Raw genomic sequence first — 20,414 nt, forward strand, 5'->3', positions numbered from 1 at the left:
GTACTGGGTTAACCCCCGGGAGAGTAAGTCGGCGCCACATTCATAAAATACAGAAGGTTAGTTAACACAAGATGTTGACTAACCTTTTTTTGTATATCATAAAATATAAAAATTGTACTATTTTATGTATAGATTATAATTTAAGTGTACTCATCAACTATTTTTTGTACTTATTGGTTCTTTGGATATCCAGCTTAACAGATCTATATACTTTAAAATGCTATACGGCTATTACTGCTAACTATGAAATTTTATTATTTACTCACTCAATTATTTCTTCCATTTTCACTATTCGCAATTCAGGAAGACTGTAAAGAAATCTCCAAAAAAGAGTATACGAAGGTAATATCTACTTTTCATGAATTACCCGAAGATATCTATAGTGTAAAAGCTAAAGAATTTACAGAGGTATACTGTATGAACAGTAAATCTGTACATGAGTTAGCTGCCATATTTAAATCAGATCATGAGCGTATAGAGTATTTATACCACGCATATGCTTATGTAGAGGATTGGTCAGATTTACATACAATGCACTTTTATTTTGAAGATAGCTTATATTTAGAACGATTTGTTTCTTTTGTACAAAGCTTTGAAAGTGATATGTCAGACATTTCAGAAGATTTAGCAAGAATAGAATCCGAAATGATCACCGATTATGTTTTGGAAGAAATACCAGATGAACAGAGAGTAGTTTATGTGGATGGTTATAGAGGTAAAATTGGAGCAGATAAACCCATGAGTAATGATGTGTTTCAAAAGTTATTTAGGGACCTTCAAGTTCATGATATCCCTAAGGATAAAATAAACTTATTTGATAATAGAATTCAAAATCATGGTATTTCTGTGACGCAGCTTCAAATCGTATTAAATCTATTCAGTTTTGAAACCGATAAAATGAAAGTTTTTAATACTTCATTAAGCTCAATATATGACTTAGATAATCTATATAAAGTTAAAGGTCAGTTTATCAATTTCTTTTATAAAAAAGAGATAGATGATATAACTAGTACTCAATTAGAGAGTTTGGCAACAGATGAAATCACAAAAGATGATCATGTGATTTATCAGAAGAACTAACTAATGGGAAGTGTGATTTGAAAGGTTTACGATAACAACGCCTGTAATTATAAAAGCTATACCAATAATTGTTGGCCAATTCAGTGGTTCTTTATAGAAAAAATATCCGATAGTAGTAATGCAAATAATGCCAATACCAGACCACAACGCATAAGTGATTCCGATAGGAATACCTTTTACAGCTAACGATAAGAAATAAAAAGAAATACCATATCCAATCACTGTAATGACTGAGGGTATTAGTTTAGTAAATCCTTCTGATGCTTTTAGTGTTGATGTAGCGATAATTTCAGAGATAATCGCAATAAAGAGATATAACCAATGCATAATGCTAAAAGTAAAAAAGACTAGAACCTTCTCCAGTTCTAGCCTTTATAAATTTATTTTTTCTTGTTCTTATCTTTGTTGGCTAATTGACCGCAGGCAGCATCAATATCTTTACCACGGCTTCTTCTAATATGAACGTTAACACCTTTTTTAGAAAGGTAATCAGCGAATTTCTGAATTTTATCAACTTTAGCATTTAAGAAATCTGCTTCAGAAATAGGGTTGTATTCTATTATATTAACCTTAGACGGTAAGTGTTTTGTGAATTGATACAACTCTTCAGCATCTTGAATTGAATCATTGAAATTATTAAAAACAATGTATTCATAAGTAACTGGACTTTTAGTTTTACTAAAGAAATACTTTAATGCATCACGTAGAACGTTAAGATTATTTTGCTCATTGATAGGCATAATCTTGTTTCTCTTCTCATCATTTGCTGCGTGTAGAGACAAGGCTAGGTTGAATTTTACATTGTCATCACCAAGCTTTTTAATCATTTTAGCAACACCTGCAGTAGAAACTGTGATACGTTTAGCAGACATACCTAATCCATTAGGAGAAGTAATTTTCTCTACTGATTCTAGAACATTTTTGTAGTTTAATAAAGGTTCTCCCATACCCATGTATACAATGTTGGATAACCCAGTATTAAAGTTCTCCATTGCTTGTTCATTGATAGCAACTACTTGGTCATAGATTTCAGCGGCATCTAAGTTTCTCTTACGATCCATGTATCCTGTAGCACAGAAAGAGCATGTTAAAGAACAGCCAACTTGTGATGAAATACAAGCTGTCATTCTTGGTTCAGCAGGGATAAGTACTCCTTCTACTAAATGCTTATCATGTAATTGAAAAGCGGATTTAATCGTACCATCACTACTTTTCTGTGCTTTGAAGGTTGAAATTGGCAGGATCTCAAAGTTATCACTTAGAAGTTCTCTAGTTTTCTTTGAGAGGTTGGTCATTTCATCAAAAGATTTTACAGAGCTTTTCCATAGCCAATCTTGGATTTGCTTTGCTCTAAAACCCTTTTCACCATTTTCAGTAAGGAAATCCTTTATTTGATCAGGAGTCATTTTACGGATATCCTTTTTCTTCGTTTTAATCATGGATGTATATATATACTAATTGTTTTCTTAATGCAAATATAACTTTTTGATTTAGAGAGTAAAAAGCCCGAACCTCAATGCGAAGTTCGGGCTTTTCAATGAAAATTAGAAAAACTGTTAAGTTTTAGAAAGGAATTACTCCATTGCTTCTAACTTTTTGTTTACAGCTTCTAATTTGTCATTTTCTTTTGTCATATAGTAGATTCTAGAAAGAAGTACTAAATATTTGCTTTCGTCTGGAGCAAGTTCAGAAACTTTCTCAGCGTATGGAGCAGCTAACTTAGAGTATTCTAACATTTTAGTATCTAATTCTTTTGCTTTTGCAGGATCAGCATAGTTCATACCTTTCATTGGTAAGTCTTGCTTCTCTTTGTTATATGCAGCAGCTCTGTTGTAATATAATGCACCTAAGTTGAATAAACCATTCTTGCTCTCAGGGTTGATATCAATTACTTTTTTGTATTGAGCAACAGCCATTTCGAAGTATTCTTGAGCTTTTGCAGACTCTTCAGACTCACGAGCTTTTTCAGCAGCTTGATCATAAAGAACTGCTAAGTTGAAGTTCATACCTTCGTCGTTTGGAGTTTCCGCTAAAGCAGATTTAACAGAAGCGATAGCATCATCTAATTTGTTAAGCTTCACATAGTAAGCAACCATTTGTGAAGTTAAAGTAGGGTTACCAGGGTTATTTTTAGCACCCTCGATAGCGATTTCTAAACATTTCTCGTAAGCAACGTTTGCTTGAGCTGTTAATTCTTCAACTTCTTTGTTAGCTGCGTCTAAAGTAGTTTGAGCTTTTGTGATCTCAGCAGTAGCTTCTTCTACTTCTTTTTGAGCAGTTGCTGCTTTTTGACGAGCAGAACCATATTTACGTCCACCACCTTTAGTGTAGTACTCATAACGTTCTTGAGATTGCTCTTTTTGTTTAGTAGCTTTCTCAATAGTACCTTCAGCATCTCTGATTTCATACTTTAACTCGTCGATACGCTCTTCAGCAGGACCAGCTGTTTCAGAAGCATAACGAAGTAATGAATAGTACTGTTGTGGATCGTGGTAGTTCATTGCGAACAACTTCTCGATAAACATCATAGTAGTTTCACGGATAGCAGCAGCTTCTTCGTCAGCAGCTTCCTCTTCAGCCATAGCAGAAGCATAGAAACCATATTTCCCTGTAGTTGTATCCGCCTTTACTCTAAGAGCAAGTTCGAAGTTCTCCATTGCCTTAGGATAATCATTTTCATTGAAAGCTTCAGCTCCAATGTTAAAGAAGTGACCCCAAAGATCATCAACTTTTGAAGGTTTGATTTGACCAGTTGCCAAGTCAGCACCTTGATTTTCCCAAATTGCTTTATAAGAAGCAGATGCTTTACCTGATTCTTCTTGTCTTGTTTTGATTTCGTTGTAAGCTTCCATTGCCTTGTCGATATCGGCTGGAATCTCGTCTGCACTTGTTTCAGGATTGATTGCGATTGCAGAGTAAATATCACCTTGAACTTCAAGAGTTTTTTCTTTTACTACAACTGGCTTACCTTTCGACTCCAGTTTGTATTTCTCATAGCCAACGGCATTTTCAATTTCAGTTTTTGCTTGCTCAATCTCACCTTTAGTTAAATAAGCTGCAGCTTTAGTAGCAGAACCTTTTTCTTGCGCCAGAGCACCCGATGATAGAGCTGCTGATACAGCAAGAACTGTAATGACCTTTGTGAATTTCATAGAAATATTATATGTTATATAGCTTAGAATACAATAATTTATTCCTCAACACGCAAACATACTATATTCAGTTTATATTTTTGATGATGTGGAGCATAAATTTTGCATCTCTACATCTTGTCTAACGTTTCTTCTACGTCCTTTAGTTCTTTAGTTCTATTTAATAAAAGCAAAGCATTGTATTTAGTTGTTAATGACTCCTTGTCTTCTTTGTTTAATCGCGATGCTTCAGAGGCGTTTTTGACAGTTAATTCCAGGTAAAACTTTGATTCTTTTCTTAAATCAGATTTGTGTACATTTTTATATTCTGGCTTTTTCTTATTGTTGTTCCAGTTCATTAAAATTTTTTGAAGTTTTATAGCTTCATTAAACTGTACTTGACTGAGACTCATATAGGCATCAAATCGAGTGGGGCTGATATTGGCTGCTCTAACATAGTAAAATATTGCTTTTTTATGATCTTGAACAGCCTCACTGAGCATACCTGCAGTCATTAATGTGCGTTCATCAAAAGGATATTTTTTTAGAATCGGATCAATTAAGTCGATGGCTTTATTGAACCACTTATTTCTAACACAAATACCGATTCCTCTATAAGTTAATTTATAGTTTACAGGATGTTTTGCTAATCCATTTTCGACTTCTTCAATAGCTTTCTGAGGAGCTTTTAGTTGTTCATAGTATAAAGACCTACTTTCATAAACATTGATACTGTCATAATTCAAATCAAGTAACATATTAGAATATTCTAGTGCTTTATCATAGTTGTTACATAACTCATTGGCAATCATGCCATATCTACAATTGATTGGGTCATCACTGTTTACTAATAAAGCTTGATCAAAATAGAATGCAGCCCCTTGAAAGTTCTGGGTGATAAATTGATTGGCACCTGCAGTAATAAGGTTATCATAAAAGCGATCTAGCTCTGCTTTCGTGAATTGATTAAATATCTCTCCAATATCCGTTTTCTGAAGAATTAGATTATAGTTGTTGATTGTTTCAGTGACATATTCAGAGCATACACCAAAATTATCAGTTTCACTACAAGAGGGTTCCAAAGCTAAAATACCATACGATTTGGCCACTAAAGTAATCGCTTCTAATTCTCCTTCTCTAGTGAGTGTAGCTTGTTGTAGGGAGTCAAGATAGCGTAATGCATCATGGCATCGATTCTCATTTATAGAAATACGAGCTAATTTAAGATACTTCTCCTGCCATGTAATCGATTGGGCTTGAGTATACGAATTGTAGACACAAAGGATAAGTACTGAATATATAAATAGACTTCGAATGCTCATATATAAGATGTTTACCTAACGAATATACAGTAATCAAGAAATAAAAAAAAGGCAACTGAATTTCAGTTGCCTTCAATATATCATTCAATGAAAATTATTCTTCAGAAGTGTTATCCTCTGTTGAATCAGTATTTTCAGTGTTTTGATCGTTACTGTCTTCTGGAGTTGATCCTTCAGCAGAGTTTTCAGTAGCTTCAATATCTACTTCATCATCTTCTAAAATAGGAACAATCTCAACTGATGAAATTTCATCACCATCATTTAAGCGGATAGCTTTTACACCTTGAGTGGCTCTACCCATAATTCTGAAGTTAGAAACAGCGGTTCTAATTGTAATACCATCTTTAGTGATTACAATTAAGTCGTCAGTTTCTTCTACAGAGAATAGTGATGTTAACTTACCAGTTTTATCTGTTACCTGCATAGCTTTCAGACCTTTACCACCACGGTTTGTTCTTCTTGGATATTCTTCCAATTCAGTACGTTTACCATAGCCGTTTTCAGAAATTACCATTAGAGATTTAGTCTCCAACTCTTCCTGAGAAATACAAGCCATACCTACAACACAGTCATCAGTACCTTTTAATTCGATACCTTTAACACCTGTTGCACCTCTACCCATAGAACGAACATTGTCCTCGTTGAATCGAGTTGCCATACCCATTCTTGTAGCGATAACTACATCGTTTTGACCATCAGTCAACATTACGTTGAATAATTTATCACCTTCATTGATGTTGATAGCATTGATACCGTCCTTACGAGGTCTTGAATAGGCTTCAAGAACTGTCTTCTTAACGATACCTCTTTCAGTTAACATCATCAAGTAATGATTATTGATATAATCTTGATCATTTAGGTTCTTAGTACAGATTACAGCCTGTACTTTTTCACCTTCTCTGATGTTCAGTAGGTTTTGTAATGGTCTACCTTTTGCAGTTTTAGATCCTTCAGGTAAACGGAATACTTTCTGCCAGTATACTCTACCTAAGTTAGTAAATAACAATAAGTAGTTATGGTTACTAGCAACAAACATATGTTCAGTGAAGTCGTTGTCTTTTGTTGTTGCACCTCTCGATCCAACACCACCACGACCTTGTGATTTATATTCGTTTAATGGTGTACGCTTGATATAACCTTCATGAGAAATAGTAATCACCATTTCTTTATCTTCGATTAAATCTTCAATATCAAGATCGTCAGCATTGTAAACAATCTTAGATCTTCTTTCGTCACCGTATTTATCTTTTAGCTCAGCCAAGTCTGTCTTGATGATACCCATCTGACGTTCTCTTCTAGCTAAGATATCTCTTAAGTCTTCAACTAAAGCAACAACTTCTTTGTGTTCTTCAGTGATTTTTTCTCTTTCAAGACCTGTTAAACGTTGAAGACGCATGTCAAGAATTGCTTTCGCTTGAATTTCACTGAATTCAAACTGATCAATCAATCCTGCTTTTGCGATTTCAGCATCTTTCGAACCACGAATTAAAGCAATAACTTCATCTAAGTTATCTAACGCTTTTAAGTATCCTTCTAAGATGTGAAGTCTACGTTCAGCTTCATTTAATTCGAATTGAGTTCTTCTCATGATAACCTCATGACGGTGATCTACATAGTGTCTGATCAAGTCATGAAGGTTTAAAGTTCTTGGTCTACCTTTTACAAGGGCAATGTTATTAACACTGAAAGAACTTTGAAGTGCTGTTTGCTTGAATAAGTGGTTAAGTACTACATCAGGCACTGCATCTTTCTTTAATTCATAAACGATTCTGATACCATTTTTATCAGACTCATCACGAATGGCAGAAATACCTTCGATTTTCTTATCATTTACAAGGTCGGCAGTCTTTTCGATCATATTTGCCTTGTTGACCATGTAAGGGATTTCCGTTACAACAATTTGCTCACGTCCAGAAGAAGTTTGCTCAAAGTCAGTAACTGCACGCATTACAACACGTCCACGACCTGTTTCTAATGCTTTTTTTACACCATCGTATCCATAAATGATACCTCCTGTAGGGAAGTCAGGACCTTTTACGATCTCTGTTAGTTGTTCAATTTGGATATCAGGGTTTTCAATATATGCAATAATGGCATCACACACTTCATTCATGTTGTGAGGAGCCATATTTGTCGCCATACCTACTGCAATACCAGAAGAACCGTTAAGAAGTAAGTTTGGAATTCTTGCTGGCAATACTGATGGTTCTTTTAATGAATCATCAAAGTTTGGTTCAAAGTCTACTGTATCTTTTTTGATATCAGAAAGCATTTCACCAGCGATCTCTTTCATACGAGCCTCAGTATAACGCATCGCTGCAGGAGAATCACCGTCAATTGAACCAAAGTTACCTTGCCCATCAACAAGCATGTATCGTAATGACCATGGTTGAGCCATTCTAACCATTGTGTCATATACTGAAGAATCACCATGAGGGTGGTATTTACCAAGTACCTCACCAACAATTCTTGCTGATTTTTTGTACGATCTGTTATAGCTTAACCCAAGTTCTGCCATTCCGTACAAAACACGCCTGTGAACAGGCTTAAGACCGTCTCTAACATCAGGAAGCGCTCTTGAAACAATCACCGACATTGAATAATCAATGTAGGCACTTTTCATTTCATCCTCGATGTTAATAGAGATGATATTTTCGTCTGCCATATATTATTATTGATATGTTTTTCAACCCAAGAAAAAAGAAGAAATACTCATCTTTTCCCAACTATGCAAGATACAAAAAACATGCTTTAAATAAAGGAAAAAATGACTCTAATTTCTATCGTTTAAAGCGAATTGCACCACTTTTTCCGAGAGTTGATCGAATACTCAATTCTCTCTTCTTTTTTCCTGCTTTTATTTGAATCGCCATAGTGTTTGGAGGGTCGTCTCCAAGGTTATGTGCGTAAAGAATTAATACGTTTTCTTTTCCTGGTTCGTACCTTATTTTCAGCTTTTTCTTTTTGGCTGTAAGTTCATATTCTTCAATAATATGTTCTCCATTCCAGAAAAGTGATACAATGTCACCATCCACAGTTTTATTATCCCAAATGGCGAGAGAAACTTCATATGTTGTGATATAAATGGATGATTGAACTTCAGTTGGTCTATCTTCATAAATTACCTTCTCCGGAACCTCCACTTTTGGAGTATCAACGACAGCTACGATAACTTCTTCTTTGACTTCTTCAACTTTTTCCTCTACTATAACTTCCTCAGGTTCTTCTACTTCTTCCTGTTCCTCTTTAGGAACATGTACTAAAGAGACGTCGTCAATGTAGACATAGCATTGAGGGTCTACATCATAGTTGATGTATTTTAAATCGGTATGTGTATCATCTAAGAAATTACCTAATGTGAGGTATTTATAATTGTCTTCTGCAACAAACGTGAATTGTACTTCAGTCCATTCAGTGGTATAAAAAATTTCTTTGATTTGGAATTGAGGTGTTACCGATAAAGGTTCGAAAAGATTTTGCTTGATCTTGTGCACTGAAAAATAGGCACCTAAACCGTTAGTAGCTATACTACCAAAGGCGACATGATTTCCATTTTTGATATAGGCTGAAAAAGTATATGCTTCTCCTTTTTTCAAAGGGTGAGTGAATCTAACAGAAGCGTACTCTCTGTAATTCTTAACTCTTTGCATATAAGAAATAAGTCCCAGAACAGATTTACCGGTTCTAGGTTCAAAAGTATCTTTAATACCTTTTAATGGTTGTTTTTCATTTATAAATAAATGATCTGGAGTGCCATATAAGGTTTTAGGTTGGGTATGATTGGCATTAAACCAATCGTCGATATTATCTAGATATGCGTGTCCTCTAGTTTCTTCTACGATGTTTTCAAAACTTGGATTTGGTATTAAGTTTTGAGCTAAAATGGATTTAAAAGGAAGTATTATAAAGAATCCTCCAAGAACGATTTGTTTGATGTATTTAGCAGTCATTTTTCCCTATCTCAGTAAAAAACTGTGTAAAGATAGGGAAATAAACTTAAGCTCTTACAACAGAATATTCTCCTTCTTCATGGATAGTCATCTTTCTGGAAATTTCTCCTGTAGCTAACTGTAATGTAAGAATATAATTACCTACAGCTAATAATGACAAATCAATTGAATTTGTAGGATTTGCAGCTAAAACTCTAGTTCCATTCATCATATCAGTAACGAATACCTTTATGATTTTGTCTCTTACTTCATCAAAAGTATTTAAGTTATTTTGGGCGATTGGTGATTCGATACAGATTACTTGTTTCTCATCATTACTCAGTTCTATGTTCGTTCCAAATAATGCAGATGTAATCAATAAAGATGCTAATCGGTCAGTCGTTAATTTCATGGCGGTAATCATAGTTAGTATAAAGATTAAGCTGTAAACAAAATTTAATAATCTTTTATACGGGTAAAACTTCTAGTAGATACATAAATATACAAAAACGATCCTTAGAAAGCTGATTTTCACCAAATAGTGATGTTTTTCATTATAATATGAAAACAGTAAATAAAAAAAGAGGAGAACTTTTACATTCTCCTCCACCTGATGTCTTATGCTATTTCAGAAGTTTTTATTCTTCTGGCTTTTCTTCTTGTGTAGATTTTTTCTTGATAGAAACTGTTAGCTCTTCTCCTTTTCCAGAGTAATCAGCAACAATTGTATCACCATCTTCGATATCTCCACTTAGGATTGCTTCAGCCATTGGGTCCTCCAAATATTTCTGGATTGCTCTATTCAATGGACGAGCACCGTATTGTGGATCATATCCTTTTTCTGATAAGAAATCCTTAGCTTTCTTAGTGATTTCAATACCATAACCCATTGCGTATATTCTTTCGAATAACTTAGAAAGAGAGATATCGATAATTTGGTGGATATGCTCTTTTTCTAATGAGTTGAAGATGATAACATCATCAAGACGGTTCAAGAATTCTGGAGCGAAGGCTTTCTTCAATGCTTTTTGAATAGTTGCCTGCATTTCAGCATCTTGATTATCTAATTTTGTTTGAGTACTGAAACCAATACCTGTACCAAAATCTTTAAGGTCACGAACACCAATATTTGATGTCATGATGATTACCGTATTTCTAAAGTCAACACGTCTACCAAGACCGTCTGTTAAGATACCGTCATCAAGTACTTGTAAAAGTAAGTTGAAAACGTCTGGGTGAGCTTTTTCAATCTCATCCAATAAAATAACAGAATAAGGTTTACGTCTGATTTTCTCAGTTAATTGACCACCTTCTTCGTATCCAACGTAGCCCGGAGGCGCTCCAACTAAACGAGATACAGAGAATTTCTCCATATACTCAGACATATCGATTCTTACTAGAGAATCTTCTTTGTCAAATAGGTGAGTAGCTAGAACTTTAGTAAGTTCGGTTTTACCCACACCAGTTGGGCCTAAGAAGATAAATGAACCGATTGGTTTCTTAGGATCTTTCAGACCAACACGAGTACGACGAATAGCTTTTGCAAGTTTTTCGATCGCAGCATCCTGACCAATAACTTTACCTTGTAAATCGTCTGCCATTTTCATCAGTTTCTTACCTTCTGATTGAGCAACTCGGTTTACAGGAATACCAGTCATCATGGCTACTACTGCAGCTACATCATCCTCGGTTACTGGGTAGATTGTTTCATTAGTTTCTTTTTCCCACTGCTCTTTAGCAGTATCTAAATCTTCTAATAACTTCTTCTCAGTATCGCGAAGCTTGGCAGCCTCTTCGTACTTTTGTCTTTTGACAACTTTATTTTTTTCTTCCTTAATGTCCTCAATTTGTGCTTCTAACTTCACAATATTATCAGGAACATGGATATTATTGATGTGAACTCTTGCACCTACTTCGTCAAGAACATCAATAGCTTTGTCTGGAAGGAAACGGTCACTGATATAACGATCAGAGAATTTAACACAAGCAGCTAATGCATCTTCAGAATAATCTACATGATGGTGTTGCTCATATTTTCCTTTGATGTTGTTCAGAATCTCAATCGTTTCTTCAGGTGTGGTAGGATCTACCATTACCATTTGGAAACGACGAGCTAATGCACCGTCTTTTTCAATATACTGTCTATACTCATCAAGAGTAGTAGCACCAATACATTGTATATCGCCACGCGCTAAAGCTGGCTTAAACATGTTGGAAGCATCTAATGAGCCTGAAGCACCACCAGCACCAACAATAGTATGAATCTCATCAATGAAAAGAATCACTTCTGGAGCTTTTTCAAGCTCGTTCATGACTGCTTTCATTCTTTCTTCGAACTGTCCTCTATACTTTGTTCCTGCTACTAAAGAAGCTAAGTCCAATGTAACAACACGTTTTCCGAAAAGAACTCGAGACACTTTTTTCTGTACAATACGCAATGCTAAACCTTCGGCGATAGCTGTTTTACCAACACCTGGCTCACCAATAAGGATAGGATTGTTTTTCTTTCTTCTAGAAAGCACCTGCGCTACGCGCTCGATTTCTTTGTCACGCCCAACAATTGGGTCCAACTTGCCTTCTTCTGCATAGCTAGTCAGATCACGACCGAAGTTATCTAAAACTGGGGTTTTAGATTTTTCTGTACTCTTTGATGACTCTGGGCGAGAGCTCCATGATCCACTGCCTTTCGCTTGTGGATCATCATCGTCTGTGCTCGACGATGCCTTTGGGTTTTGGTTTTCTCCTTGGAATTCGATCATTTCTTTGACTACATCATAGTTTACATCATAACGCTGTAATATTTGTGTGGCCAAATTATCTTCATCTCTTAATATTGACAGTAATAAGTGTTCTGTTCCTATTAGGCTTGATTTGAAGATTTTTGCCTCTAAGTATGTTATTTTGAGCGTTTTTTCTGATTGTCTCGTTAGTGGGATGTTAGCGAGATTCTTTACGTTGAAATTCGCAGTACTCTTAGTTGACTGTTCGATTGCATCTTTTAAGTCATTAAGGTTTACGTTCAACTTTTTAAGTAAAGTAATCGCATATCCCTCACCTTCACGGATCATACCGAGCAACAGGTGTTCTGTCCCGATGTAATCGTGTCCAAGGCGTAAGGCTTCTTCTCGGCTAAGCGAGATGACCTCTTTTACTCTGTTAGAAAATTTTGCCTCCATGGTTAGGGAATTTTAAATTATCATTATTCTAATGTAGAAATAATAAGATACAGAATTCAAAGCTAATTCAGAAATAAGGAGACTTAAATCTTAAATATTGATTATGGATTAATCGTAGTGTTTGTGAATTCTGTTATTTAAAATAAAGCATATATTTTCTATTAAACAATATTAACGCTCGATTAATTTACTAGAATTTGATTTTAATATGTGCAGGGCATTAGGACCTTCACAAAAAAGTAAATCTAAAATACTGAGGTTTTGGTCGAATTGTTCACCAAATACTTGAATATAGGCTTGCTGCTTAGTAAAAGTAGGAGAATCTGTTTTTGTGATTTTATTTCTTAAGTCTAAGATCTCATCACTAGTTTCTTTTTCGAAGGTTTTAGTGATCTCTATTTCGGTCTTAATTCCTAACAGTTTTGTGATCGATGCGAGTAAGTTCATGTTTAATTCAAAAAGTGTATCTACTTTTTTCGTTAAGACATTCTTAATTTCTTCTTCATAATATTCAAAATATGGAGATCTTCCATACGCTGTTACAATACTTCTCCAGTGTTTTATTGCGAAATTATCTTTATGATCAATTTTCACTTTTCTAAGAGGGCGTCCTTTATTGGCACCTTCTACTGGTACAGTTAATCGATCTACCTTTTGAGCAGTTTTTATGAAACAACGGTTTCGGAAACTCTGCTTTTGAAAGTTTTCGAACTTTTCAATGTATACTTTATCTGCTTTTGCGATAACGGTAAAATACTCTAGGTTAGGGAAGTAGTGTAAATCGATTAAAACCTGCATAGTGATGAAGAATAAAAAGGGCGTTACAATTATTATAACGCCCAATAAAATATTTTTTACTTGAAGCGGAACTTTAGGTAATGAACAGTATGTCCTAGCTCAGTGAATTGTTTTTCATAACGAGTCACAATACCATGATGTTCTTCCAATAAATCAGACTCGTAAAGGTCGAATGTTACTGCCTCAAGGTTTACCTTTTCTGAGACCAACGTTTCCACTGTATACTCAAATAGTGGTTTACTATCTGTTTTGAAACGTACTTGTCCTCCTTCTTTTAGTAGGTTCTTGTACATGTTTAGGAAACGAGGGTGTGTCATACGACGTTTAGCATCTCTATCTTTTGGACGAGGATCAGGGTGGATAATCCAAATTTCATCCACTTCTCCTTGTTCAAAATATTGTTCAAGGTTTTGGATATGGATTCTTAAAAATGCAGCATTTGTCAGACCTTTTTCGTCTACAACATTACCACCTTTCCATATTCTATCACCTTTGATATCTACACCGATAAAATTCTTGTCTGGGTATACCTGAGCAAGACCTGTAGTGTACTCTCCACGACCACAAGCTAGTTCAAGTACTACAGGATTATCATTCTTAAATACTTCTTTTCTCCAGTTACCTTTGATGTTATCATATAAAGGTTTTCCTGGTTCTATGATATAGTCTCGCGTTTCATTAATTGCGAACTTTTTTAATTTATGACGACCCATTTATCTAAAATTTTGTTTTTCAGTCTGCAAACATACAAAATCCCCTCAGAGCTTAGGTAATTTGTGATAGGGGTGATGGGTAATTATTGGGAAATATTCGGTTTTTTGTTGTATTTTCAATCCCAAATTGTGATTAACTGATATACTAACCCAACAGTTTTACCTGATTTAGTTAATCACCTTAACGTAAAATACGCCACAATTTAACTTATATGGCAAAAGTAATTTCTTTCGCAACCCAAAAAGGGGGCGTTGGTAAAAGTACGCTGCTTATGCTTACAGCTTCAGCGGTACACAATAGGACAAATAAGAAAGTTTTAGTGATCGATTGTGATCCACAAAAATCAGTAAAAGATATATTTACAACAGAAGGAGCTGACAAGGAGCAATCTTATGATGTTATTTCTTTCAATTGGAAACAGCCAAGGGCAGAAGAAAACTTTGATAAGACTTTAGCTTTAGCAGAGAAAAAATATGATGCTATTTTCCTAGATGTTCCCGGTAGAATTGAAGGTAAAGAGATTTATTTTTCAGTCTTGGTTTCTGATGTTGTGGTTGTACCTGTAGTGGCAAGTGTATTAGATATGAGAGCCACGATTCGTTTCTTAAAAACATTACCTATGATTAAAGAAATGAAGGAAAAGCAGGGATATAAATTTGATGTCTATGGTATTGTGAATAAAAAAGACCAAACAGTAGAACATCAAAAACTAAAAGAATTATCTGGAATAGGAGGAATGGAATTTTTCTATTCACCTATATCTAATTTAGTAAGATACAAAAGAGGTATTTCGACAGTATATGATATTACAGATCCAACATTGAAGGATGATGAGTTTAATCAATATTTTGATGAGTTCTGTACGAAATGTCTATTTTAAAAAAAAGCCTCAGTGATAGTATATCACTGAGGCTTTTTTTACCAATTTTTATAGGGGTTTTGCATTAGCAAAGCATTGTAATACTTTGTATCTCCTGTAACTTCTTTACCAAGCCAATCAGGTTTAATAAAATGTTCGTCAGTAGAAGAGAGTTCAATTTCAGCAACGGTAAGTCCCTCATTATCTCCAGAAAAAACATCGACCTCATAAGTATGATTATTGACTGATACATCATAACGTATTTTGTCAATTACACCACCTTCACAAAGCTTTAATAATTCGTTTACCTCTTCGACTGGAATTTCTTTTTCCCATTCATATCTGGATAAACCTTCATTATCAGATTTTCCTTTAATAGTAATAAAGCCCTTATCGCCTTTTATTCTTACTCGAACAGTTTTGTTTTCATCGCTATGGATATACCCTTGAACAATTCTGTTAGACTGATCTGCGATACTTGGATCAAAATTGTTGACTAAAAACTTTCTTTCTATTTCTAATGCCATGTGTTTATTATTCTAATCCTGCTGCTTTGAATGCATTTTGAAGATCTTCAATCAAATCATCTAAGTCTTCAATACCAACAGAAATTCTAATGAATCCATCATCAATACCAAGTTCTTTTCTTGTTTCTGCAGGAATAGAAGCATGTGTCATGATTGCAGGGTGTTCAATTAAACTTTCAACACCGCCAAGACTTTCGGCCAAAGTGAATAGTTTACAGTTGGATAAGAACACCTTTGTTTGTTCTAAATCAGCTTTTAATGTAACTGAAATCATTCCTCCGCCTTTTTTCATTTGCTTTTTAGCTAATGCAAAATCAGGGTGCGATGGAAGGTGAGGGTAATATACTTTTTCAACAAAAGGATGTTGTTCTAACCATTCAGCAATCTTTGAAGCATTTTCACAGTGTCTGTCCATTCTAACCCCAAGAGTTTTTAATCCTCTATTCACTAAGAAAGAATCAAATGGTCCTTGAACTGAACCTACTGCATTTTGAAGGAAAGTAAGCTTTTCTTCCAACTCTTCATTTTCACCGACAATTACAACACCGCCTACAACATCTGAATGTCCATTGATATATTTTGTTGCAGAGTGTGTTACTAGATCAAAACCAAGTTCTAATGGTTTTTGAAGGTAAGGAGTGGCAAAAGTATTATCACAAACGGTAATGATATTATGAGATTTTGCTACTTCGGCTACTTTTTCTAAATCAACCAATCTAAGCATAGGGTTTGTTGGTGTTTCTGCCCATATCATCTTGGTATTTGATTTAATCTCAGATTTTAATGTATCAATATCATTGAGATCAATAAAAGAGAACTCTAGTTTAGAAGAAAACTTTCTTACTTTATCGAATAAACGGAACGTACCACCATATAAATCGTTCATGGCGATAACATGTGATCCGCTTTCCAACATATCTAAAATAGTTGCAGCTGCAGCAAGTCCACTTGCAAAAGCATATCCCTTTTTACCTCCTTCTAATGCGGCAACTGCATCTTCGTAAGCATATCTTGTTGGGTTATGAGAACGCGTATATTCAAAACCTTTATGTTCACCCGGAGCAGTTTGTGCATAGGTAGAAGTAGCATATATTGGTGGAATTACCGCACCTGTTGTAGGATCCGGTTCTTGTCCTGCATGAATTGCAGTAGTTGAGAAACCGTATTTTTTATTCTTTTCCATATTGTAATCTATTGCTTATCTTTCATCAAATTTAACCACAATCTTATATAAACCTATGACTTCAATGGGGTATTGTAGACATCTTTTGATTTTACTTTGTCTATTTTCTCTTATTAGCTGTGCTTCTTCTATGGAAAAGGAATGGAAAAACCTTGAAAAAAAGTATCTGAAAGATGGTGTACCAATGAAAGTATACCATGCAGCATTAGATACAATGGAAGTAAATTATTTATCTGTCAATGCACTAGACACTACATCTCATCTCACTTTTATTTTTATTCATGGTGCACCTGGAAGTGCAAATGACTTTGGGAAGTTTCTAAAAAATGATAGCATCCGTCACCTTGGAAGTGTTTTGTCTGTAGAGCGTTTAGGGTATGGTAGCGAGAAAGGACATGAAATAGATGATATTTCTTTACATGCAAAGAGTATACATGCAGTGATGGACGATTGGGATAAAATAAAAGGAAAGTCTCAAAGTTACATTTTAGTAGGGCATTCTTACGGAGGTCCAATAGCTGCTTATGCAAGTATTGGCGAGGAAAAAAGAGTGAATCACATTGCTTTGTTAGCTCCCGCTATGTCTGCTGAATTAGAGCCTATGAAATGGTATTCGAGGTGGGCCCAGAGTAAAGTGATTTATTCGATACTTCCTTCTTCATTTAAGGTGGCTACTGATGAGAAAGCACATCATGCTGCAGCTCTTAAGACAATTGAAAACGATTGGTCACAAATTGAAGTGCCGACAACAATTGTACATGGTAAAAAAGATGGATTGGTTCCTTTTGCTAATATGGAATTTGTAGAAGAAAAGTGGAAAGCTCCATTAGAAACTCAAGTATTAGAGAAGAAAGGCCATATATTTCCTTTTACAGACCCTGAAATAGTAGTAGATTTATTGATCCGATTAGGAAATCGAACAGAGCTATAATTTTTTAAACCATATAATAAAGAACATCCCCCTTATGACCATCGAAGGAGAAAACCAAGAATTTCCCATGGAAGAACTTTCAGAAGAACAGTCTTCTCATGAGGAAGTAACAGATAAACCAAAAAAATCGAACTGGAAATATATTGTATTGGGAATATTGATTCTCCTAATAGGTACTTTTTTATGGTGGACAAGATCGTTACCCACTACACCAATGTGGGTTACTTTACCAAGTAGTCCAGGAATTTTAATTGGTTCTGAAAATGTATTGTCTTCATGGAAAGAAATTAGAGATTCTGAGTGGGATGAAAGTATTTCTGAAGCTTTAACTCCTGGTAAAAGGAAGGTGTATCAAAGCGCAGTAGGAGAAAATTCTTTTTTACACCTTTTGATGTCTGATTATCCCGCGATTTGTGGAATGTATCAAACAGAAAAAGAAGGGAAGGCTATAATTGGAGTAGTTAATTTAGGTTGGAAAGCAAAGCTGACTCACAACTTAAGGTTCATACTAGGGAAAAAATTCATTCTAGAATCGCAGGTTTTTGGAGATCAGGTATTGGTTACAAGCTTAAAAAGAAATAATCATACATATGGATATTATTTCGTGTATAATAATCTCTTGGTTTTTACAACTCATCAATCATTAGCAAAAAGATCGATAGAATCTATTGAAGAGGGAGGAGAGTTAACAGATTTATCTGGCAAATCTTTTACAGAAGGAGCCTTGTTTGAAGTATGGGCACATCCATCTGCAGTTTACTCATTAATGGAAAGCTATTTTGTAGAACCGTTGGTTTCTATCAAAGGATTGGGTAAATTATTAGGCTATCAACATTGGGTGTGGAATAAAGAAGAGAAACAACTTAAAGCATCAATCACCACACAGCAAAAAGGATTTTCTTTAGAATCGGTATGGTGGATGTGGTCAGGAACACAATCTTCGAAAGAATTGCTAACAGTAATACCTAAAGATGTAACTATGGCTTCTCAATGGGGATTATCCAATAAAATTAATGAAAGGAGAGCAGCCCTGAAAAGAGCAGGAGTAGCACCTTGGGAAGTGATAGAACAGCGTTTAAAGATCAATATAGCAAAGGATTTTGATAGTTGGTTAGGAGACGAAGCCGCTTGGGTGAAATTATTACCAAGTCAACTAAAAGGGAAAGATGGAGAGGTGATGTTACTTAAAACAGATAACCCTGCATTGGCCTCAGAAAAATTGAGAGATTTAAACGAATTGATTGAAAAACAAACTTTGGAGCGTTTTTCAGAGTTAAAGTATAGAGGGTTTGCCATTGGTTATTTAGGAATCGAAGACCTATTACCAAGAATTTATGGAGAAGCCTTCGATAGAATTAAAAGACCATATTACACTGTTTTAGGAAACGCAGTAGCCTTTTCTAATCATCCACTTTCATTAAAGCGATTAATTGATGCTAAGTTGGATAACAAAACTATTGATATAGATTCTAGAACCATTCCAAAATCTGCGATGTACTTCTGGGGACAAGGTGAGGCATTATATCAAGATTTACCATTGTGGATTGACCAGGAAGGGTTGAAGTTGATGAGAAATAAAAAGACATTAATGGGGAGTATTGTCAATTTTGAAGGCGTACTATCTCCTCGATCTAAATTCAATGGAGCTTCATTTGTAACATTCCAATATGGTGATGAAAAAGAAGCTCAAATTACACTAGAACAATTAAAAAGGGAGCAGACCGCATTAGATGAGAAGAAAATATCAGCATACCTTGATGAGAAAGAAATGCCTCAACAAAAAGCATTTATGATTGCTGCACCAAAGGTGGCAGATGATAATAACATGATAAAATTTAAATAACCGAAAACCATAAAACACATGTCAGACAAAAAAAATAAAATCAACGAAGAAGAAGTAGAACGTATTAAAGAAGCTTTTCAGAAAAAAGATTGGTCAGAAATTAAGAGTGCCAACTCATGGGTAATCTTTAAAGTGATGGCCGAATTTGTAGATGGCTTTGATAAATTAGCGAAAATAGGTCCTTGTGTATCTATTTTTGGTTCGGCAAGAACAGCCCCTGATCATAAATATTACAAGATGGCCGAAGAAGTGGCCAAACTTTTAGTAGAACATGGGTATGGTGTGATTACAGGTGGTGGACCAGGAATTATGGAAGCAGGCAATAAAGGTGCTTTCGAAGCAAAAGGTAAGTCTGTAGGTTTAAATATCGAATTACCTTTTGAGCAAGATGGTAATCCATATATTGATAGAGATAAGCTGATTAACTTTGATTATTTCTTTGTTAGAAAAGTAATGTTTGTAAAGTACTCACAGGGCTTTATTGTAATGCCTGGAGGATTGGGAACTTTAGATGAACTTTTCGAAGCTTATACTTTGATTCAAACTAAAAAAATAGGGAAGTTCCCAATTGTATTAGTTGGTAAAGAATATTGGCAGGGATTGCTTGATTGGATTAAATCTACGTTGCTAGAAAAAGAGAAAAATATTAGTGAAGGAGATTTGGATCTTATTCATTTAGTAGATACACCAAAAGAAGCTGTAAAAATAATTGAAGATTTTTACGGGAAGTATTTACTGTCTCCGAACTTCTAAAAGGATATTTTACCTTATATTTGGCACCTCAATCATACGATTGGGGTGTTTTTTTATATAAGATCGACGATTTAACCCATACTTTAACTTTAACAGGTGGATAATTTGTTAACTAATGCATTTATATTCAGATCTTAATAATAAATAACCCGACCTTTGTTGTTAAAT

At 34.9% G+C, this 20,414-nt stretch carries 17 protein-coding genes; 5 read left to right on the forward strand and 12 right to left on the reverse strand.

Translation table 11 applies throughout. The features are described 5' to 3' along the window. Positions 1-243 precede the first annotated feature (243 nt). Positions 244-1,080: a DUF4476 domain-containing protein gene (locus tag QL232_RS25425; RefSeq protein ID WP_281616278.1), complete on the forward strand. Its 837-nt coding sequence runs from the start codon at positions 244-246 to the stop codon at positions 1,078-1,080. Here QL232_RS25425 and QL232_RS25430 read toward each other — a convergent pair whose 3' ends face one another. From QL232_RS25430 to trmB, 10 genes are all read right to left on the reverse strand, one after another. Next, positions 1,081-1,410, reverse strand: a complete 330-nt coding sequence (locus tag QL232_RS25430) for a multidrug efflux SMR transporter (protein ID WP_348646768.1) — start codon at positions 1,408-1,410, stop codon at positions 1,081-1,083. It lies immediately after the preceding gene. Between the two features lie 50 nt (positions 1,411-1,460). Further along, positions 1,461-2,519 (reverse strand): 23S rRNA (adenine(2503)-C(2))-methyltransferase RlmN, encoded by a 1,059-nt coding sequence (gene rlmN, locus QL232_RS25435; protein ID WP_281616280.1) that lies wholly within the window; start codon positions 2,517-2,519, stop codon positions 1,461-1,463. A gap of 135 nt (positions 2,520-2,654) precedes the next feature. After that, the gene (locus QL232_RS25440; protein ID WP_281616281.1) at positions 2,655-4,232 is read right to left on the reverse strand and encodes a hypothetical protein; all 1,578 of its coding nucleotides are present in this window, start codon (positions 4,230-4,232) and stop codon (positions 2,655-2,657) included. A 110-nt stretch (positions 4,233-4,342) separates the two neighbouring features. Continuing rightward, complete coding sequence (locus QL232_RS25445; protein ID WP_281616282.1) at positions 4,343-5,533, reverse strand: hypothetical protein; 1,191 nt, start codon at positions 5,531-5,533, stop codon at positions 4,343-4,345. A gap of 94 nt (positions 5,534-5,627) precedes the next feature. Next, positions 5,628-8,198 (reverse strand): DNA gyrase subunit A, encoded by a 2,571-nt coding sequence (gene gyrA, locus QL232_RS25450; protein WP_281616283.1) that lies wholly within the window; start codon positions 8,196-8,198, stop codon positions 5,628-5,630. A 115-nt stretch (positions 8,199-8,313) separates the two neighbouring features. Next, entirely contained in the window at positions 8,314-9,483 is a 1,170-nt protein-coding gene (locus QL232_RS25455; RefSeq protein ID WP_281616284.1) for a hypothetical protein, read from the reverse strand. Between the two features lie 46 nt (positions 9,484-9,529). Further along, complete coding sequence (locus tag QL232_RS25460; protein ID WP_168885467.1) at positions 9,530-9,874, reverse strand: hypothetical protein; 345 nt, start codon at positions 9,872-9,874, stop codon at positions 9,530-9,532. Between the two features lie 226 nt (positions 9,875-10,100). Further along, positions 10,101-12,638 carry an ATP-dependent Clp protease ATP-binding subunit gene (locus tag QL232_RS25465; protein WP_168885468.1) on the reverse strand — a complete coding sequence of 846 codons (2,538 nt, stop codon included), beginning with the start codon at positions 12,636-12,638 and terminating at the stop codon, positions 10,101-10,103. 171 nt (positions 12,639-12,809) lie between these two features. Continuing rightward, positions 12,810-13,436 carry a WbqC family protein gene (locus QL232_RS25470; protein ID WP_168885469.1) on the reverse strand — a complete coding sequence of 209 codons (627 nt, stop codon included), beginning with the start codon at positions 13,434-13,436 and terminating at the stop codon, positions 12,810-12,812. Positions 13,437-13,492: 56 nt separating this feature from the next. Next, a complete protein-coding gene (gene trmB / locus QL232_RS25475) occupies positions 13,493-14,149 on the reverse strand; it encodes a tRNA (guanosine(46)-N7)-methyltransferase TrmB (protein ID WP_168885470.1) in 657 nt (218 codons plus the stop codon). A gap of 212 nt (positions 14,150-14,361) precedes the next feature. Between trmB and QL232_RS25480 the strand changes: the two genes are divergently transcribed. Further along, entirely contained in the window at positions 14,362-15,030 is a 669-nt protein-coding gene (locus tag QL232_RS25480) for a ParA family protein (protein ID WP_168885471.1), read from the forward strand. Between the two features lie 38 nt (positions 15,031-15,068). On the opposite strand, the gene QL232_RS25485 is transcribed toward QL232_RS25480, so the two are convergent. Together QL232_RS25485 and QL232_RS25490 are read right to left on the reverse strand one after the other, a co-directional pair. After that, positions 15,069-15,536 (reverse strand): CYTH domain-containing protein, encoded by a 468-nt coding sequence (locus QL232_RS25485; protein WP_168885472.1) that lies wholly within the window; start codon positions 15,534-15,536, stop codon positions 15,069-15,071. 7 nt (positions 15,537-15,543) lie between these two features. Further along, positions 15,544-16,719, reverse strand: a complete 1,176-nt coding sequence (locus QL232_RS25490) for a PLP-dependent aspartate aminotransferase family protein (protein WP_281616285.1) — start codon at positions 16,717-16,719, stop codon at positions 15,544-15,546. 130 nt (positions 16,720-16,849) lie between these two features. Here QL232_RS25490 and QL232_RS25495 point away from each other — a divergent pair, with 130 nt between their 5' ends. Genes QL232_RS25495 through QL232_RS25505 form a run of 3 tightly spaced genes read left to right on the forward strand, consistent with a single transcriptional unit; the run spans position 16,850 to position 20,246 of the window. Beyond that, positions 16,850-17,650: an alpha/beta hydrolase gene (locus QL232_RS25495; RefSeq protein WP_281616286.1), complete on the forward strand. Its 801-nt coding sequence runs from the start codon at positions 16,850-16,852 to the stop codon at positions 17,648-17,650. A 34-nt stretch (positions 17,651-17,684) separates the two neighbouring features. Then, positions 17,685-19,493, forward strand: coding sequence for a hypothetical protein (locus tag QL232_RS25500; protein WP_281616287.1), 1,809 nt, complete (start codon positions 17,685-17,687; stop codon positions 19,491-19,493). 18 nt (positions 19,494-19,511) lie between these two features. Then, entirely contained in the window at positions 19,512-20,246 is a 735-nt protein-coding gene (locus QL232_RS25505; protein WP_168885476.1) for a TIGR00730 family Rossman fold protein, read from the forward strand. The last annotated feature ends 168 nt before the right edge of the window (positions 20,247-20,414 follow it).

Source organism: Flammeovirga sp. SubArs3, from assembly GCF_947387565.1.
GTDB classification, from domain to species: domain Bacteria; phylum Bacteroidota; class Bacteroidia; order Cytophagales; family Flammeovirgaceae; genus Flammeovirga; species Flammeovirga agarivorans.

What these genes read in the sequence shown, in the direction of transcription:
- QL232_RS25425 (WP_281616278.1), top strand. Translation starts at nt 244, where the DNA reads ATGAAATTTTATTATTTACTCACTCAATTATTTCTTCCATTTTCACTA.
- rlmN (WP_281616280.1), bottom strand. Translation starts at nt 2,519, where the DNA reads ATGATTAAAACGAAGAAAAAGGATATCCGTAAAATGACTCCTGATCAA.
- QL232_RS25440 (WP_281616281.1), bottom strand. Translation starts at nt 4,232, where the DNA reads ATGAAATTCACAAAGGTCATTACAGTTCTTGCTGTATCAGCAGCTCTA.
- QL232_RS25445 (WP_281616282.1), bottom strand. Translation starts at nt 5,533, where the DNA reads ATGAGCATTCGAAGTCTATTTATATATTCAGTACTTATCCTTTGTGTC.
- gyrA (WP_281616283.1), bottom strand. Translation starts at nt 8,198, where the DNA reads ATGGCAGACGAAAATATCATCTCTATTAACATCGAGGATGAAATGAAA.
- QL232_RS25455 (WP_281616284.1), bottom strand. Translation starts at nt 9,483, where the DNA reads ATGACTGCTAAATACATCAAACAAATCGTTCTTGGAGGATTCTTTATA.
- QL232_RS25460 (WP_168885467.1), bottom strand. Translation starts at nt 9,874, where the DNA reads ATGAAATTAACGACTGACCGATTAGCATCTTTATTGATTACATCTGCA.
- QL232_RS25465 (WP_168885468.1), bottom strand. Translation starts at nt 12,638, where the DNA reads ATGGAGGCAAAATTTTCTAACAGAGTAAAAGAGGTCATCTCGCTTAGC.
- QL232_RS25470 (WP_168885469.1), bottom strand. Translation starts at nt 13,436, where the DNA reads ATGCAGGTTTTAATCGATTTACACTACTTCCCTAACCTAGAGTATTTT.
- trmB (WP_168885470.1), bottom strand. Translation starts at nt 14,149, where the DNA reads ATGGGTCGTCATAAATTAAAAAAGTTCGCAATTAATGAAACGCGAGAC.
- QL232_RS25480 (WP_168885471.1), top strand. Translation starts at nt 14,362, where the DNA reads ATGGCAAAAGTAATTTCTTTCGCAACCCAAAAAGGGGGCGTTGGTAAA.
- QL232_RS25485 (WP_168885472.1), bottom strand. Translation starts at nt 15,536, where the DNA reads ATGGCATTAGAAATAGAAAGAAAGTTTTTAGTCAACAATTTTGATCCA.
- QL232_RS25490 (WP_281616285.1), bottom strand. Translation starts at nt 16,719, where the DNA reads ATGGAAAAGAATAAAAAATACGGTTTCTCAACTACTGCAATTCATGCA.
- QL232_RS25495 (WP_281616286.1), top strand. Translation starts at nt 16,850, where the DNA reads ATGGAAAAGGAATGGAAAAACCTTGAAAAAAAGTATCTGAAAGATGGT.
- QL232_RS25500 (WP_281616287.1), top strand. Translation starts at nt 17,685, where the DNA reads ATGACCATCGAAGGAGAAAACCAAGAATTTCCCATGGAAGAACTTTCA.
- QL232_RS25505 (WP_168885476.1), top strand. Translation starts at nt 19,512, where the DNA reads ATGTCAGACAAAAAAAATAAAATCAACGAAGAAGAAGTAGAACGTATT.